The 14,493-nt window shown below is 51.7% G+C and carries 16 protein-coding genes; 4 read left to right on the forward strand and 12 right to left on the reverse strand.

Translation table 11 applies throughout. The features are described 5' to 3' along the window. Nucleotides 1–31: 31 nt before the first annotated feature. The 4 genes from mtnC to mtnA are packed head-to-tail and all read right to left on the reverse strand — an operon-like array spanning nucleotide 32 to nucleotide 2,997. On the reverse strand, nucleotides 32–724 hold the full coding sequence (gene mtnC, locus HNQ57_RS14510; RefSeq protein ID WP_184464180.1) for an acireductone synthase: 693 nt from the start codon (nucleotides 722–724) through the stop codon (nucleotides 32–34). An 18-nt stretch (nucleotides 725–742) separates the two neighbouring features. Beyond that, on the reverse strand, nucleotides 743–1,294 hold the full coding sequence (locus tag HNQ57_RS14515) for a 1,2-dihydroxy-3-keto-5-methylthiopentene dioxygenase (RefSeq protein WP_184464182.1): 552 nt from the start codon (nucleotides 1,292–1,294) through the stop codon (nucleotides 743–745). A gap of 8 nt (nucleotides 1,295–1,302) precedes the next feature. Beyond that, on the reverse strand, nucleotides 1,303–1,926 hold the full coding sequence (locus HNQ57_RS14520) for a methylthioribulose 1-phosphate dehydratase (RefSeq protein WP_184464184.1): 624 nt from the start codon (nucleotides 1,924–1,926) through the stop codon (nucleotides 1,303–1,305). A gap of 18 nt (nucleotides 1,927–1,944) precedes the next feature. Then, nucleotides 1,945–2,997, reverse strand: coding sequence for an S-methyl-5-thioribose-1-phosphate isomerase (mtnA, locus tag HNQ57_RS14525; protein ID WP_184464185.1), 1,053 nt, complete (start codon nucleotides 2,995–2,997; stop codon nucleotides 1,945–1,947). 107 nt (nucleotides 2,998–3,104) lie between these two features. On the opposite strand from mtnA, the gene HNQ57_RS14530 reads away from it, so the two are divergent. After that, nucleotides 3,105–3,563 carry a DUF2489 domain-containing protein gene (locus HNQ57_RS14530; protein WP_184464187.1) on the forward strand — a complete coding sequence of 153 codons (459 nt, stop codon included), beginning with the start codon at nucleotides 3,105–3,107 and terminating at the stop codon, nucleotides 3,561–3,563. A gap of 7 nt (nucleotides 3,564–3,570) precedes the next feature. On the opposite strand, the gene HNQ57_RS14535 is transcribed toward HNQ57_RS14530, so the two are convergent. The 5 genes from HNQ57_RS14535 to HNQ57_RS14555 form a co-directional block, all read right to left on the reverse strand. Next, entirely contained in the window at nucleotides 3,571–4,173 is a 603-nt protein-coding gene (locus HNQ57_RS14535; RefSeq protein WP_184464189.1) for a TetR/AcrR family transcriptional regulator, read from the reverse strand. Nucleotides 4,174–4,212: 39 nt separating this feature from the next. After that, nucleotides 4,213–5,085, reverse strand: a complete 873-nt coding sequence (locus HNQ57_RS14540) for a GIDE domain-containing protein (protein ID WP_184464191.1) — start codon at nucleotides 5,083–5,085, stop codon at nucleotides 4,213–4,215. A 1-nt stretch (nucleotide 5,086) separates the two neighbouring features. Further along, complete coding sequence (locus tag HNQ57_RS14545) at nucleotides 5,087–5,659, reverse strand: LemA family protein (protein WP_184464193.1); 573 nt, start codon at nucleotides 5,657–5,659, stop codon at nucleotides 5,087–5,089. Between the two features lie 39 nt (nucleotides 5,660–5,698). Further along, nucleotides 5,699–6,937 carry a cytochrome P450 gene (locus HNQ57_RS14550; RefSeq protein ID WP_184464195.1) on the reverse strand — a complete coding sequence of 413 codons (1,239 nt, stop codon included), beginning with the start codon at nucleotides 6,935–6,937 and terminating at the stop codon, nucleotides 5,699–5,701. A gap of 71 nt (nucleotides 6,938–7,008) precedes the next feature. Beyond that, a complete protein-coding gene (locus HNQ57_RS14555) occupies nucleotides 7,009–8,019 on the reverse strand; it encodes a cysteine synthase A (protein ID WP_184464197.1) in 1,011 nt (336 codons plus the stop codon). Nucleotides 8,020–8,149: 130 nt separating this feature from the next. On the opposite strand from HNQ57_RS14555, the gene HNQ57_RS14560 reads away from it, so the two are divergent. The 3 genes from HNQ57_RS14560 to HNQ57_RS14570 are packed head-to-tail and all read left to right on the forward strand — an operon-like array spanning nucleotide 8,150 to nucleotide 9,823. After that, a complete protein-coding gene (locus HNQ57_RS14560) occupies nucleotides 8,150–8,554 on the forward strand; it encodes a DoxX family protein (RefSeq protein WP_184464199.1) in 405 nt (134 codons plus the stop codon). A 22-nt stretch (nucleotides 8,555–8,576) separates the two neighbouring features. Continuing rightward, nucleotides 8,577–9,140: a sigma-70 family RNA polymerase sigma factor gene (locus tag HNQ57_RS14565; RefSeq protein ID WP_184464201.1), complete on the forward strand. Its 564-nt coding sequence runs from the start codon at nucleotides 8,577–8,579 to the stop codon at nucleotides 9,138–9,140. Next, nucleotides 9,137–9,823, forward strand: a complete 687-nt coding sequence (locus HNQ57_RS14570; protein ID WP_184464203.1) for a ChrR family anti-sigma-E factor — start codon at nucleotides 9,137–9,139, stop codon at nucleotides 9,821–9,823. Before HNQ57_RS14565 ends, HNQ57_RS14570 begins: the two co-directional genes overlap by 4 nt. 65 nt (nucleotides 9,824–9,888) lie before the next feature. On the opposite strand, the gene HNQ57_RS14575 is transcribed toward HNQ57_RS14570, so the two are convergent. The 3 genes from HNQ57_RS14575 to HNQ57_RS14585 form a co-directional block, all read right to left on the reverse strand. Beyond that, the gene (locus tag HNQ57_RS14575) at nucleotides 9,889–12,423 is read right to left on the reverse strand and encodes a TonB-dependent receptor (RefSeq protein ID WP_184464205.1); all 2,535 of its coding nucleotides are present in this window, start codon (nucleotides 12,421–12,423) and stop codon (nucleotides 9,889–9,891) included. A 320-nt stretch (nucleotides 12,424–12,743) separates the two neighbouring features. Then, nucleotides 12,744–13,553: an alpha/beta fold hydrolase gene (locus HNQ57_RS14580; RefSeq protein ID WP_184464207.1), complete on the reverse strand. Its 810-nt coding sequence runs from the start codon at nucleotides 13,551–13,553 to the stop codon at nucleotides 12,744–12,746. 45 nt (nucleotides 13,554–13,598) lie between these two features. Continuing rightward, complete coding sequence (locus HNQ57_RS14585) at nucleotides 13,599–14,489, reverse strand: GGDEF domain-containing response regulator (RefSeq protein ID WP_184464209.1); 891 nt, start codon at nucleotides 14,487–14,489, stop codon at nucleotides 13,599–13,601. Nucleotides 14,490–14,493 lie beyond the last annotated feature (4 nt).

Raw genomic sequence — 14,493 nt, forward strand, 5'->3', positions numbered from 1 at the left:
TTCCTCTATCCGATGTGTTAAAACCGGTATTTTATCGGAGCGCCGATAATTCAATATCAGCAAAGCTGCGAACGCAGGCGTGGCGGGGGTGGTGCTCAATATCAGTCACGTCTCTTTGTAGCCACGCAGTGTGCATGCCGACTTCGGCTGCGGCGTCTAACTCTTCAACTATATCGGATAAAAATAAAATTTCACCGGCTGGTTTACCAATCGCTTTTTGAATTTTTTTGTAGGAATCGGCTTCGCGCTTGGCGCCGGTAACGGTGTCGAAATAGCCTTTAAACAAGCTGCTTAAATCGCCGCCTTCATTAAATTCAAAAAACAGTTTTTGCGCGTAAACCGAGCCTGAGGAATAAACATAGAGATCCAGGCCTTGCTGATGCCAAGCTTGTAGGGACGCTAATGCGTCCGCGTAAATATGGGCTTGGTAATCGCCGTTGCGGTAGCCGTGTTCCCAGACTAAGCCCTGCAAGCTTTTAAGCGGTGTGACTTTTTTGTCATCGCTAATCCAGCGCAAGAGTTGGGTGATGAGGGCGTCAATATCATCGGCGGCAATGCCAGCTAAGGCGGCAACGTCTTGTAATGCGCTATTTACTTCAGACTTAGTGTGATTGCTGCGAACAAACTCAGGCAAATTCTTTGCCGCATAAGGGAAGAGCACTTCATGCACAAAGTGAATTGAGCTGGTGGTGCCTTCGATGTCGGTAACAACGGTGTTGATCACAGTTTATTCCCTTGGCTTTTAGTGTGTAGCGGCAATGCGTGAGTAGGCGTCGGCGATTTTGCTGCCAGTGTAATTCGCCACCCAACCATCGGGATTATTAAAAAAGCGAATGGCGACTAAGTCAGGTTCTGGGCCAAGATCAAACCAGTGTTGGGTGTTGGCGGGTACGCTTAGTAAATCGCCTTTTTCACAGAGTATTTCAAATACTTTGTCGCCAATATGCAGGGCAAACAGGCCTTGGCCCTCAACAAAAAAGCGCACTTCATCTTCGCTGTGGGTATGTTCGTCTAAAAACTTTTGGCGAAGGGCGTCTTTTTGCGGATTGTCACTGGCGATACTGATCACGTCTACGGTTTGGTAGCCTTGTTCGCGAATTAAGCGTTCCACATCATCAGCATAGGCGGCTAAAACGGCGTCTTGGCTATCGCCAGCGCGAATGTCATCGCGGGTTTGCCATTGCTCAAAGCGAACGCCCTCGGCGCCGAGTAAGCGGCTAATCTCAATTGGCTCAGCGCTGTGCACCAACGATTGGCTGCTGTCGGAATCGGCAAAAATAGTCAGTGTGCTCATGGTGGCTCCTAGCGGCTAAGGCGCATTCTTTCGAGTTCGCAGTGTAAAAGAAAATCGACGGCTTCTAAATTGCGCATACAGACGTCTAAATCTTTGCCCCAGCAATACACGCCGTGGCCGCGAATTAAATAGGCGGGGCAGCGAGGGTGCTCGGCCAGGTATTGATCGGCCTCTACCGCAAGGGCGTCGATATCTTGGGTGTTGGCAAAGATGGGGATGCTCACGCGGGTGGCGTGGGTGTCGACGCCATCAAAGGCTTTGAGCAATTCGTAATTTTCTAACACCAGTTCAGGGCTGTCGGCCAGTGCCATCGACAAAACCGTGGCTGCTGGGGAGTGGCAGTGCAGTACTGCGCCTATGTGGGCGAAGCGGGCATAAAGCTGGGTGTGCAGGGCGGTTTCTGCCGAGGGTTTGCCGCTGCTGATCGGCTTGGCCTGTAGGTCAACGGCAATGAAATCGCTGGGGCTAAGGCGGCCCTTGTGATTACCGGATGCAGTAACAATTGCCGAATCGGCATTGAGCCGACAAGAGAAGTTACCACTGGTGGCGGGGACCCAGCCCCGGCGGTAAAGCTCGTCACCAGCGGCGGCCAGCGCAACGGCCTGCTGGTAGAAGTATTTGCTGTCGATCATGGCGGCTTCTTTTCCCTTTTAGCTGTCAGCGGCGGCGCGCAAGTGGGCGAGGACTTTGTCACGGTTGGGGGCATGAATAATACCGTGCTCGGTGACAATGGCGTCGATTAAGGCGGCGGGCGTTACGTCAAAGGCTGGATTGGCAATATTGATATTTTCTGGGGCGATCCGCTGCCCAAAGCTGTGGCTGATTTCTTCGCCGGGGCGCTGCTCAATAGGGATTTTCTCACCGTCGATATTGGCGTCAAAGGTGCTGGTCGGCGCGGCAACCATGACTTTTACACCGTGGTATTTGGCGATAATGGCGAGGTTATAGGTGCCGATTTTATTGGCGGCATCGCCATTGGCGGCAACGCGGTCGGCGCCAACAATAATCCAGCTGGGCTTTTGTTCCCGCATAAGATGCGCCGCGGCGCCCTCAATCGCCAAGGTCACTGGAATGCCGTCTTGGATCAGCTCCCAGCTGGTAAGCCTTGCGCCCTGTAGCCATGGCCGGGTTTCTCCGGCAATCACGCCACGAATATTACCGTCGCGGTAGGCGGAGCGAATCACCCCCAGTGCCGTGCCATAGCCGCCAGTGGCTAGGGCACCGGCGTTGCAGTGGGTGTACACCACGCTGTTGGCGGGAATCAGGCTGGCACCAAAATCGCCAATGCGCTGGTTGAGCTTAATGTCTTCGGCGTGAATGTTTTCTGCCAGCGCGGTGAGTGCGCCCAGTACATTGCCACCATTGCCTTGCTCTTCTATTACGCGGTCGCAGCGCTCCAGTGCCCAAAATAAATTAACGGCGGTGGGGCGGGAATTAGCCAAGGCGCTGCGCGCAGCGCTAAGTGCCTGACACCACGCGGCGACGCTGGCGGGCGTAGATGTGAGTTGCTGCGCAGCCAGTACCATGCCGTAGGCTGCGGTGATGCCAATCGCGGGAGCGCCGCGCACCACCATATTACGAATGGCTTCAGCCACCGCAAATGGCTCGCTGTAGCTTAGGTACTCAATTCGAGCGGGAAGTATGCGTTGGTCAAGCAGTTGCAATTGCTGTGCTGACCATTTAATGGCGCTGGGGCTAGTCACTGGTGGCCTCCGTTTTTACAGGGCGGCAATTATAAGCTTGCTCCTAGGTGTTTGGCCATGCGGATGTCAGAATGGTGGTTTGATAGCTATATTTAGCGGAGTTGCGAATGGGCGAATACGGAGTGTGGCTGATCGCCGCTACCTTAATAATTGTGGTGCTGATGGTGATTGCCGGGCGCTTGCTGTGGCAATTACGTGAACAGCGTCGGCACGAACACACTGAGCGCTCGGACTTCCAGAATGAGTTGGTGGTGCAGGGCGTGGCAGCGCGAGAGGGGATTTCAATCCTTACGCGTAGTTATTTGGCAGGGCAGTTGGGCGCAAGTGAGTGCGCGCTGCGGGTCGCGGTGTTGGCTGAGACGGCGGCGGTGGATGCGGCCTATAGCGCCGATATTGCGGTGTTTCATGATATGGCGGCTAGCTTAGCGCATATCCCAACCCATGCAGATTGGAAGGCGTTAAGCGCTGAACAACGGGCCATCTACAGCGCTGAAATGGGTGTGCTAGAAGCCCGCTATCTCGATAGTCTGCAGCGCGCTGCTGAGCACCTGAGTAACATTACTTGAGCCGGGCTTAACGGGTATTTTGGTGCTGCATAAGATGATTTAAGCCACTGACCATATGTTGCTGGAATTTTAATTGTGCTTCGAGCTGCTCGGGTTGTAATGGGTCGACGCCAAAAATGGAGTGGTGCAGCGGTGCGAGGGTAACGTAGCCCAAAATCATGCAGTGGAACGCCATGGCCGTGGGGACGTTGATCCAGTCTTTGTCGGGGTTTTTGGCTGGGTCGCTGATTGATGAGAAAAATTTGCGATACCAGCGGTCACTTAGTAAATCTAAGGTTTCATCGCGGGCGAGGGTGGCGTGCTGGACGATACGCGCGGTATTAGGGGTCGTGGCCAACAGGGATAGTACGTGATAGATCTGTTGGCTGGTGTCAGCAAAATCGGCATCGGCGGCCATGCCTCTTGTCGCATCTGCCAAGGGGGTAAAAAGCCGGTGGCAAACCTGCTCGTAAATCGCAAATTTATTGCTAAAGTGTTTATAAATGCCTGGACTACTAATGCCAACTTGGGCGGCAATCTCGCTCACTGAGGTCGCTGCGAACCCCTGTTGGGCAAACAGGCCTTCGGCAACATCGAGTATGCGTGCCTTGGTATTGCGGCGGGTAGCCATTGTGTAATCCTTCTTCTTCAATTTTATCGGTATCGCTAATTACTGGGTGACTAACCACATAAACGCGACTGCGCTGCCTAAGCTTGCTGCTAGCAAGAAAAAAGCCTGCCAGCGGAAGCGTTTGCTCAGTGAATCGGGTTCTGAGTTAGCAATCATATAGGGTTGTCGGCGACTGGGCGAGTAGCTGATGGTATGTACCGGGGGCGGGGGCGTCTGATTGCGGTATTGGCGCTGCGCTTTGCGCAGGGCTTCGGCGCGTACTAAGTCCCATTCTTGCAAGTCAATTTCACCATCGCCGTTACGGTCAAAGCGGGTGACGAGCTGGTCGTAATCCCGCTTCCACTCATTGAGTATCGTTGCCATCGCTTTTTCTTGTAGCTCGCTGGCGCTGGGTGGCTGCCGAGTTTGAAATTGGCCAATGATATAGAGTAGGTCGTCAGCGCAGAGTATTTCTTCCGTATAACGATAGCGACTGCCAAATAGGCTGTGCTTGCCCTTGGTGGTATTGGGGTGGCGCTCACTACCCTTCCATACCTTTTTGCGCAGGGTGCTCATCTCGGCGCGGTCGGGGTACACAATACAGTCGCCGGTACCGTCATTAAGTATAAATGGCTGCTCGCTGGTTTTGCGTTCGACACTGCGCCAATGGCTATTTTTGCCTGAGGATTCATAGCGCTCAATATTGTAGCGGTACCACAGGCAGGGCGTTTGGCTTAAACCACTGAGTAGCAATTCTGTGGCGCCGGTTTTGGCAAAGCCGATGAGTTCAACATAGCCTTGGTGCGCAGAGCGGATTTTAGAGGTTGGGGTATCTTCAATGATGCGGGCGGAGTGCAGGCGGCTGAGGCTACCATAGGCGCAGCCTAGTGCAATGGCGGCGCTAATTCCTAGGCTGAGATAATCCGCCGGCATATTAATTAAACAAAGATTTTATATCGACGTCCTGTACTTCACTTTTCGCAAACTTCAGTAGATCAAAGGCGTGAAAGCGAAACCAGCGGGCGATGATGACGTCGGGAAACTGCTCAATACGAACATTGTTGTTGTTCACCGCTTCGTTGTAGACCTCACGCCGATCGGCAATGGCATTTTCTAATTCTGAAATGCGATTTTGCAAGGCGGCAAAACTGCTGTCGGCTTTAAGTTCAGGATAGTTTTCTGCCAGCGCAAATAGTTGGCCGGTTGATGCGCGCAAGTTTGTTTCAGCTTGCCCCAGGGCGATCATGTCGTGGTTGGACTGGGCAACAGACACCTGCTGGCGGGCGGTAATGACCTTACTGAGGGTTTCTTGCTCGTGCTTCATATATTGTTTGCAGGTTTCGATGAGCTTGGGGAGCTCGTCGTGGCGCTGCTTGAGCAGTACGTCAATATTGGCAAGGTGCTTGCTTACGGCGTGTTTTAAACTGACCAGGCCGTTATAGAGCATGACCAAATAAAAAATACTAAAGAGGACGACAGCGAGGCTGATAATGAGACCGATTTCCATGTCCTTGTTCCTTTGTCGATAAATATAAGTTTGGGAGCCTTAATGGCTGGCTTCGAAGCGAATGGGCATTTTCTTTATGCCGTTTACAAAATACGAGCGGATATACTCTAGCTCGCCATTGGCCTGGGGTTTGCGCAGTCGGGGAATGATCTCCTCGAACATAACGAGTAACTCTAGCTGCGCGAGGTGGGAGCCAATGCAAAAGTGCTGTCCTATGCCAAATGAGCGCACTTGCTGAGCCAGCTTGGGCATGCGCTCGGCGCGGCGAACATCAAATTGCATGGCGTCGTCACCAAATACCGCTTCATCGTGATTGACGGCGTGATAGTGCAGAATGACTTTATCACCGGCTTTGATCGCTTGGCCACCCAACTCAATATCTTGGGTCGCGGTGCGGCGCATTTGTATAAACGCGGTGTTGAACCGCAGTATTTCGTCGATTGCGGCGGGTATCTTTGCTGGGTTGTCGACTAAGTACTGGAGCTGCTCGGGATGTTCCATTAAAAGACGCATGCCGTGGGAAATCACGGTGCGGGTAGATTCATTGCCGCCGACCAAGATAAGAATAAACATCCAGGCAAAGTCTTCTTCTGATATGCCCTCGCCGTCGACTTCACCATCGAGCAAGGCACCCGTTATATTGTTCATGGGCTCGCTGCGATGTTTTGCTGCCAGTTGCAATGCGTAGTTAATGCAGTCGCCTGCGGCAATCTGGCCGTCTAGCTCGCTGGTTGCCATGTCGGGGTCGTCAGCGAAGATCATGGTGTTGGTCCAGTCGAAAAACTGCTTACGGTCGCTAAGCGGCACCCCTAAAAGCTCTAGTATCGCTATGAGCGGAAGTTCCGCCGCGACCTCTTCGACAAACTCGCACTCGCCGCGGGCCACGACATTATCCAAAATACGCTTAGCGTGGGCGCGAAAGGCCGGTTCATAGGAGTCGACCCGCTTTGGTGTAAATGCCTCGCGTACAATGCGCCGGACTTTTTGGTGGCGCGGTGGGTCCATATTGATAATGGTGTGGCTGAAAATTAAATCCACCATGTCCTGGGGGTGTTCCATTGGGAAGGAGCTGCGCAGCGCCGATGAAAACAGCGCAGGATTTTTAGAGACATAATCGAGCTCTTGCTGGCCCACTACCGCCCAGTAAGGTACGCCGGTCAGCGGGTCGTCCATTTTGACTACTGGCCCCGCTTGGCGAAATTTTTGGAGTGCCTCGTAGGGCATACCTTGCGCATAGATATCGGGGTCTAGCAGGTTGGCAAAAGGGCATTCCGGCATAGTGAGGTCTCTTATTGATATTGTTATTTAGTCGTGTTGCTAGCTACTTGGGGGCCGATGCCTGTGCACGTTTAATTACGCGTCCAGTCTGGTGCCGGTAGGCCCATGTTTTCTAAAAATACCGGGTTAAATAATTTGCTCTTATAGCGATCACCGTAGTCGCAAAGTATGGTCACAATGGTGTGGCCGGGACCGAGTTTGCGAGCCAGCTGCACGGCGCCAGCAATATTAATGGCTGAGGAACCCCCCAAACAGAGACCTTCGTGACGAAGCATGTCAAAGATATAGGGCAGGGCTTCGGCATCGCTGACCTCAAAGGCCTGGTCGATACTGGCTAAACGTAAATTATCGGTGACCAAGCTTATGCCAATGCCCTCAGTGATTGATCGACCTTCACCGCGCAATTCGCCATTGGTGAAATAATTGTAAAGTGAAGAACCTTTGGGGTCGGCCAAGCCAATCGTGATCTGGGGTTTGTGAGCTTTGAGGGCGCGACTGACTCCGGCCAATGTGCCGCCAGTGCCTACCGCACAAATAAAACCGTCGATATTGCCACCTGTTTGCTGCCAAATTTCTTGGCCGGTCGTGCGCTCATGGATGTCGGTATTGGCGGTATTATCAAATTGCCGGGCCCAAATTGCCCCGTTGGGCTCAGATTCATTTAAACTTTCTGCCAATCGTCGGGCTGTGTGAATATAGTGATTAGGGTCGCTGTAGCTCGTGGCGGTTACCAGACGCAGGTCGGCACCGTACAAATCCAATAATTCGATTTTTTCTCGGCTTTGGCTTTGGGGCATTACCACCACGCTGCGGTAACCTAGGGCGTTGGCGATAAGGGTTAGGCCAATCCCAGTGTTGCCAGCGGTGCCCTCGACGATAGTGCCACCCGGACGCAAGGTGCCTTTGGCTTCGGCGTCGCGAATTATGCCTAATGCGGTGCGATCTTTAACGGAGCCACCGGGGTTGAGAAACTCTGCTTTGCCTAAAATGGTACAGCCGGTCAGTTCTGATACCTGTTTGAGGTGGATCAGTGGGGTATTGCCGATAAGCTCGGGCATTGACTTAAAAGTGGGCAAAGACATGATTTACTCCATTATTTACTGTCCTAATGGTATAGGTGAGGGGCTGAGGCGGCAATGCTAATTATAAAATGGCGCTATGCTGGGTTAATGAGCAATACTTAGAATTACTATAAGCTGTATGGGAATGCGCATGCTCAAAAGTATTTTGCGGCTACTGGTTTGTTTGGTGTTCTTTTTCGGTGGTATAGGCCATTTTCTGCTGGCTGAGGACTTTGCCGGTATCGTGCCGCCAATCTTGCCGTGGCCTTTGTTAATCGTGTGGCTAACGGGTGTGCTAGAGCTACTGTTCGTGATTGGTATATTGTTGCCGGCGCAGCGCCGAGTGGCGGGTAAGCTTGCTGCGGTGTATTGCTTGCTGGTATTGCCCGCCAATATCTATCAAGCGCTCAGTGATATTCCTATTTTTGGTGGGCCGGTGGCATCAGAGCTATTGTGGTTGCGCATTCCGCTGCAGTTTGTTTTGATCGCAGCCATTCTGTGGTCCACCAATGATAATTCAGAAACCTTGATCCAGGCGCCCAATGGCGACGTATAAACGCATAACAAGGGGTTCATAAATGGCAGAACTTGCCGTCGAGCAAGCGCGCAATGGCGAATTTTGGGCCGACTGTGTAGAGCGTATTGCGCAAGAGCGCGATAAACACAGTTTCATGCAGCTGTTCGATTATTTTTCGCCGAGGGTTAACGCCTATTTGCTTGGGCAGGGCGCGGAGGCTGCTATGGCTGAAGACTTAAGCCAAGAGGCCTTGTTGGCGCTGTGGAATAAGGCCCATTTGTATTCGCGGGAGAAAGCGGCGGTCAGCACGTGGCTATTTCGTGTGGCCAGAAATCTGTGGATTGACCGATTGCGTAAGCAGCGCGGTGTCGCCTATGAGTCGGATGAGAACTTGGCTGAGACCGTAGATGATGAGGCGCGCTTGAATGCTGATGGCGAGCGTTTAAAGGCGGTGCTAGACACCTTGCCGCAGAGTCAGGCGCAAGTGGTCTACAAGTCCTATTACGAGGGAAAGAGTCACAGCGAGATTGCCGGTGAAACCGGAATGCCTTTAGGTAGCGTTAAATCAAGTTTGCGGCTGGCGATAAAAGCTTTTCGTCAGCATTTTGGAGAAGATGGCGTATGAGCCGTATTGAGCATCACCCGAATCAAGAAACCCTGCTTAGCTATGCGGCGGGGGCGCTGCCTGCTGGCTTGGCCTTAGTGGTTGGCTGCCATCTGCAGTATTGTCCTGAGTGTCGTGTTAGCGTGAATGCCGGCGAGGTGCTGGGCGCAGGCTTGATGGTGGCGTTGACGCCGAAGGCACTTTCCGCAAGGGCAAGAACAAGTGTTCTCGAGCAGTTAGATACTGATTTAAGCGAAGGTAAACATGCGGCTAAGCTCAGTGTGGCTGCAGACAAGATGAATCCGAGTGCGTCCAATCCGGAGGCGATTCCTCGGTTATTACACCGTTTTCTGCAGGAAGATAATTTTGATTCATTACCTTGGAAGCGGACCATTGCTCCGGGTTTAAAGCAGATTATTCTTAGCTGTGATGAGGGCGATGTGCGCTTGTTAAGGATTGCCGCGGGTAAAAGAATGCCCGTGCACAGCCATCGTGGCAGCGAATTGACCATGATCTTACGTGGCGGCTACAGTGACAGCGTAGGTAAATTTAATGCTGGCGATGTCGCTGATCTCGATGCGAGTGTTGAGCATCAGCCCGTTGCTGACAGTGATGAAGACTGTATTTGCCTTGCCGGTATGGATGCGCCCTTAGCGTTTCGGGGGTGGTTAGCACGGTTAATACAGCCGATTGTTGGTATGTGATTTTCTTGTTCAGTAACAAAAACGGCAGCCTAGGCTGCCGTTTTTGTTACTGAGCGCTTAGATGACTAATATTCGTAAATCAAGTCAACGCCATAGCTGCGAGGGTCGCCCCAAATGACGGTCCGGTCACTGTGGGGGAGGTTGTCGATGGCGGTAATCTCAAATTCTTCGTCCGCGAGGTTTTTACCCCAAATGCCGATATTGAATTTACCGTAGTTGCCCACGGGGATTTCACTCAAACTTAGGCGACCATTGACCAAACCGTAATCACTGATAAAGGTGTTGCGGGCATTGTGGGCCCGAGACCCACCGTTGCGGTTGTCCATGAAGTTATAGCTTATGTTCATCGCTACAGTGCCCCAGTTCATATTGGCAATAGTCCAATCCGCTGCTGCGGTATAGGAGTTTTTGGGCGCGGAGTAGAAGACAAAGCTATCGGAAAGGTCATTGCCAAACTCGTCTTCGGCCTTGGTTACTTCGGCGTCCAAATATGCGTAGTTAAACATTAACATCAGGTTTTCGGTGGGTAAGTACGTGATGTCGGCTTCTAAACCGCGCATTGTCGCTTCACCAGCGTTAGTCACCTTGGTGTCGGCAATGGTGCCAGACAAAATAAAGTTCAGCTGCATTTCGGTGTATTCACTGGTGAATACGTTGGCATTTATTCGCAGGCGACGGTCGAGTAACTCGCTTTTTATGCCGAGTTCGATAGAGGCAACATGCTCCTCATCAAAGCCGTCGGCAAAACCGAAACCATAGACATTACCATCGGGGGCCGGTGTGGCTGTGTCGTCGCCTTTACCCGGTGTGCCAGGGGCTTCGCCCGTGGCGCCGCGCTGTGGGTCGCGGGTGTTGAAACCGCCTGATTTATACGCTTGTACAAACTTACCGTAGATATTGATGTCGTCGGTGACATCAAATTCGGCAATAAAGCTAAAGGACGAATCGTCAAAGTCTTTTTGGGCTTGAACGTTGTCAAAGGCGCGATCACCCGGTATTAAAAAGCCGCCCTGCTCCAGAATTGGTGCCAAGGTGCCAAGATTCTCCATGTCGATTGCCATATCTAAAGAGCGGATTTCGACATAGGTTTTATCGGTTTGATTTTTTAGAGCCTCGCGCTCGTCTTGGGAATAGCGTGCGCCAAAGGTTAGGTGCATGCGCTCATCGAGAATACTGGGTGTCCAGGTGAACTGGCCGTAAGCGGCGATGGCGGTGTTCTTAATGTCGTAGCGCTGGGAGAGCATGTTTACCAGATGTACGTCACCACCGTCTAATAATACTGAACCTAGTGCTGCGCCGAGTACGGGAATGGGAATAACGCCATCACTGATTTCGGAGCTGAACTGGTGGTGGAGTGGACTATTATTTTCGGTCGCTTCTTCTTCGAAATAATACGCTCCCGTGATGTAGTCGATACTGCCATTGAATGCCGAGCCACTAAATTGGAACTCGTGGGAAAACTGCTCCTGATTAATTTGGGGTACGACAAGTGGCAAGCAGTCTTCACCGGTTTGTTCGCGTACCGACACACCACAGTAGGCGTGGGAGTCGGTGCGGTAATTTTCTGAGCCGAGGCCGCCACCGAGGTCGGCGTAAGCTGCATCGTAGAGCTCCCGATAGGCGCCAATATATTTGAGTTGAGAGTTTTCAAAGGTTTTGGTGATAATTAATGAGTGGCCTTCAATTTCGGTGGCCGAGGTTTCCAGTGGTCTGGCGGTGGCCATGTCGTCAAAGCGATCTTCGCTGTGCTTGGACTGGGTAACGGCGTATTCCCGAACCGGCTCGGCCTGACCCTTGTTTTGTACCCCTGGGCGGATCGATTGGTACATATAATTATAGTATTCGTAATCTGAGTTGTCGTAGGCGTAATCGAGGGTAAGGTTGTCGCTGATGTCCCAGCGAAGATCAATGCGGTAGCCTTCAACTTGCTTGTCGCCGAAATCGCCACCTGGTCCTGTGTTCTCAATAAAGCCGTCCATGCGCGTGTTTAAATACGCTACCTTGGCAGCTAGGGTGTCGCCAAGGGGAATGTTGGCAGAGGTCTTTGCGGTGAATAAATTGCGATTTCCTACTGAAAACTTCTGCTTTAACTCAAACTCTTCAACACTGGGCCGCTTGGTAATTAAGTTGATCGCCCCGCCAGTTGTATTGCGCCCGTAGAGTGTGCCCTGAGGGCCTCGGAGGACTTCTATGCGTTGTAGCTCGGCAACGTCCAAGGCGGTGCCGGTTGAACGGGCGATATAGACGCCGTCGACATAAATGCCAACCGGCGGGTCCTGGGTAACTTGCACATCGGAAATGCCGACGCCACGAATAAAGATACGCAGCGTCGCGTTATTGATGGGGAAGGGCTCAATGGTTAGGCTGGGTACTTTTGAGCCGATATCCCCCAGGCTACTGATGCCGTCAATTTCTAGGCGCTCTTCACCAAAGGCGGTAAGTGAGATTGGTGTGTCTTGCAATGATTCGGCCTTTTTTTGCGCCGTAACGATCACTTCTTCTAGCGCAAAGCCAGACTTTTTTGCTTCGGCAATACTGTTACAGCTAAAAACTGTTGTCAGTGCACAAAGCCCTGCAGCATAGGGGGAAAATTTTTTCACGTAGTCGCTCCGTTTCGGATCGTTATTGTTATTTAAGCTTGCTAAGTTAAAACATATTAACCTTCAAATTACAATCGGCCTCGTTTTAGATGTTGAGAGTCTGGTTTTGAAGCTGCGCTATGTTGTCGGGTTTGTAGTGGTTTTTAGTTATACAGGGTTTATTAAATTTTTGTAATTATTTCTATTTCTATAATTTATCAGCTCTTTACTCTGCATAAATTTGGTTCGAAGCGGTTTTTATTGTTGTTTCGCGTAGATATTTGTGAGGCTATTTCTGTTTTTGCGCCCTCGCTTTATTATCATTATATGGTGTATTTGGATTATAGCCAGCACGGCTTAGTCGACATACAAAAGTCGCTTTCCTTGCCCTCAGTTTGCGCTAGGCGGTTGGCGATTAACCAATAAACACGTGGGTTTATTGTTAAACCGCAGTGACTGGCGTTGATTGCGATGTGGGCCGCGCCAGCACTTGTAGGTAGGCGAGCCTCCTTGGGGGCTACTAAGCCGTCTGTGGGACTATAAATAACGGTGGTGGGCACCGTACGTGGGCTGGGCTTGTCACTGGTTCGCCATGCGGCTATGCCGCGTTCGAGATCGGGGTCAGATAGTTTGCCGCGATAGACGCGCTGCATTAGCGACCACGCTGCTGTACCTCGAGGGTCGCCGTGCGGTGCACCGAGAGTGATGACTTGGCGAATGCGCTCAGGGTATTCTTGCGCGAGTTGGTCGACGTACAGTCCGCCAAGACTCCAGCCGATTAAGCTTATTTTACGGTCGTATTCGGCATAAAGTTGTTCCACTCTGCGGTTTAGCTTAGCGAGCATTTCTTGTCGGAAGTTCAATGCATCAGCAATACTGCGTAGCCGATAAGTTGCCATGTTGCGGCCGCAATCCCAGGTTTTACTGGCAAAATTTTGACTTGTTAGCCATTTTCGCAGTAACAAGGTACTGCCATCGCCGCCGCCAAAACCAGGAACAATCAATACTGGGTGGTTGTCGCCTTTGGCTGCACTGCGCAGTAGCGGCAAGGTCAGAAGCAGTGCTTGCCCTTCAATCGCCGCACGGGGTAGCTCGCTGAGTGAGTGTCTTAGCTTGGGTGGTGTAGGTGTTTTTTTTTGGTATGACTGCATTAAATTAACTCTAAGTGGAATTTTTATTATTCGTTTTAATGCTGATCAGTCGGCGCAGATAATCCGGTTTCGGCCAGATTGTTTGGCGGTGTACAGTGCTTTGTCGGCGCGCTCAAAAAAGGTGTTTTGGTTTATATCTCGACTGCGATCAAATTGCGCGATCCCGATGCTAACCGTGAGGTCAATTTTTGCGCCATCATTAATTACGGTTGGCTGAAACTGGATGGCAGACCTGACGCGTTCCGCGACACCCCAGGCTTCGTTTTCGTCGGTTGCCGGTAAGAGAATGACAAACTCTTCGCCACCATAGCGACCTACTTGATCGTATTCGCGTAGATTGGTATTTAAAATGTTAACCACGTGTTTGAGCGCAAGGTCGCCAGCGGCGTGACCGTAGGTGTCGTTAACAGCTTTAAAGTGGTCAATATCCAGCACCATAATGGAAAAGGAGCTGCGCTTGCGGGTTGATTCAGCGATGCTATTGGTAAATAGCTCGTCGATCATTCGGCGATTCCAGCACTGGGTGAGGGCGTCTCTGGAGGCAAGTTGATTTAGGGTTTGTTCTAGGCGGACAATTCGGCTGCCTGCCGCGATGCGCACTTTTAGCACTCGATGATCGAAGGGCTTGCTTAAAAAGTCGTCGGCGCCTGCTTCCATGGCTTCAATAATGGCTTCGTTGCCCTCTTTGCCGGTTAGCATCAAAATATAAAAAAACTGCCCATCTTCGCGTTTGCGGATGGTTTTGCACAGCTCGGGGCCACTCATGCCGGGCATTGACCAATCAAAGATCAGTAAATGCGGGGCGTTATCCATCTCAAGCTTTTTAAGAGCCTGCTCGCCATTTTCAGCAAGGATCGGTACAAAGCCCCACTCTTCTAGTGCGGCGCTTAGTGCGAGCCGGGTCACTGCGTCATCGTCGACTATCAGCACATCCATAGAG

The organism is Zhongshania antarctica (genome assembly GCF_014202945.1).
GTDB lineage: Bacteria > Pseudomonadota > Gammaproteobacteria > Pseudomonadales > Spongiibacteraceae > Spongiibacter > Spongiibacter antarcticus.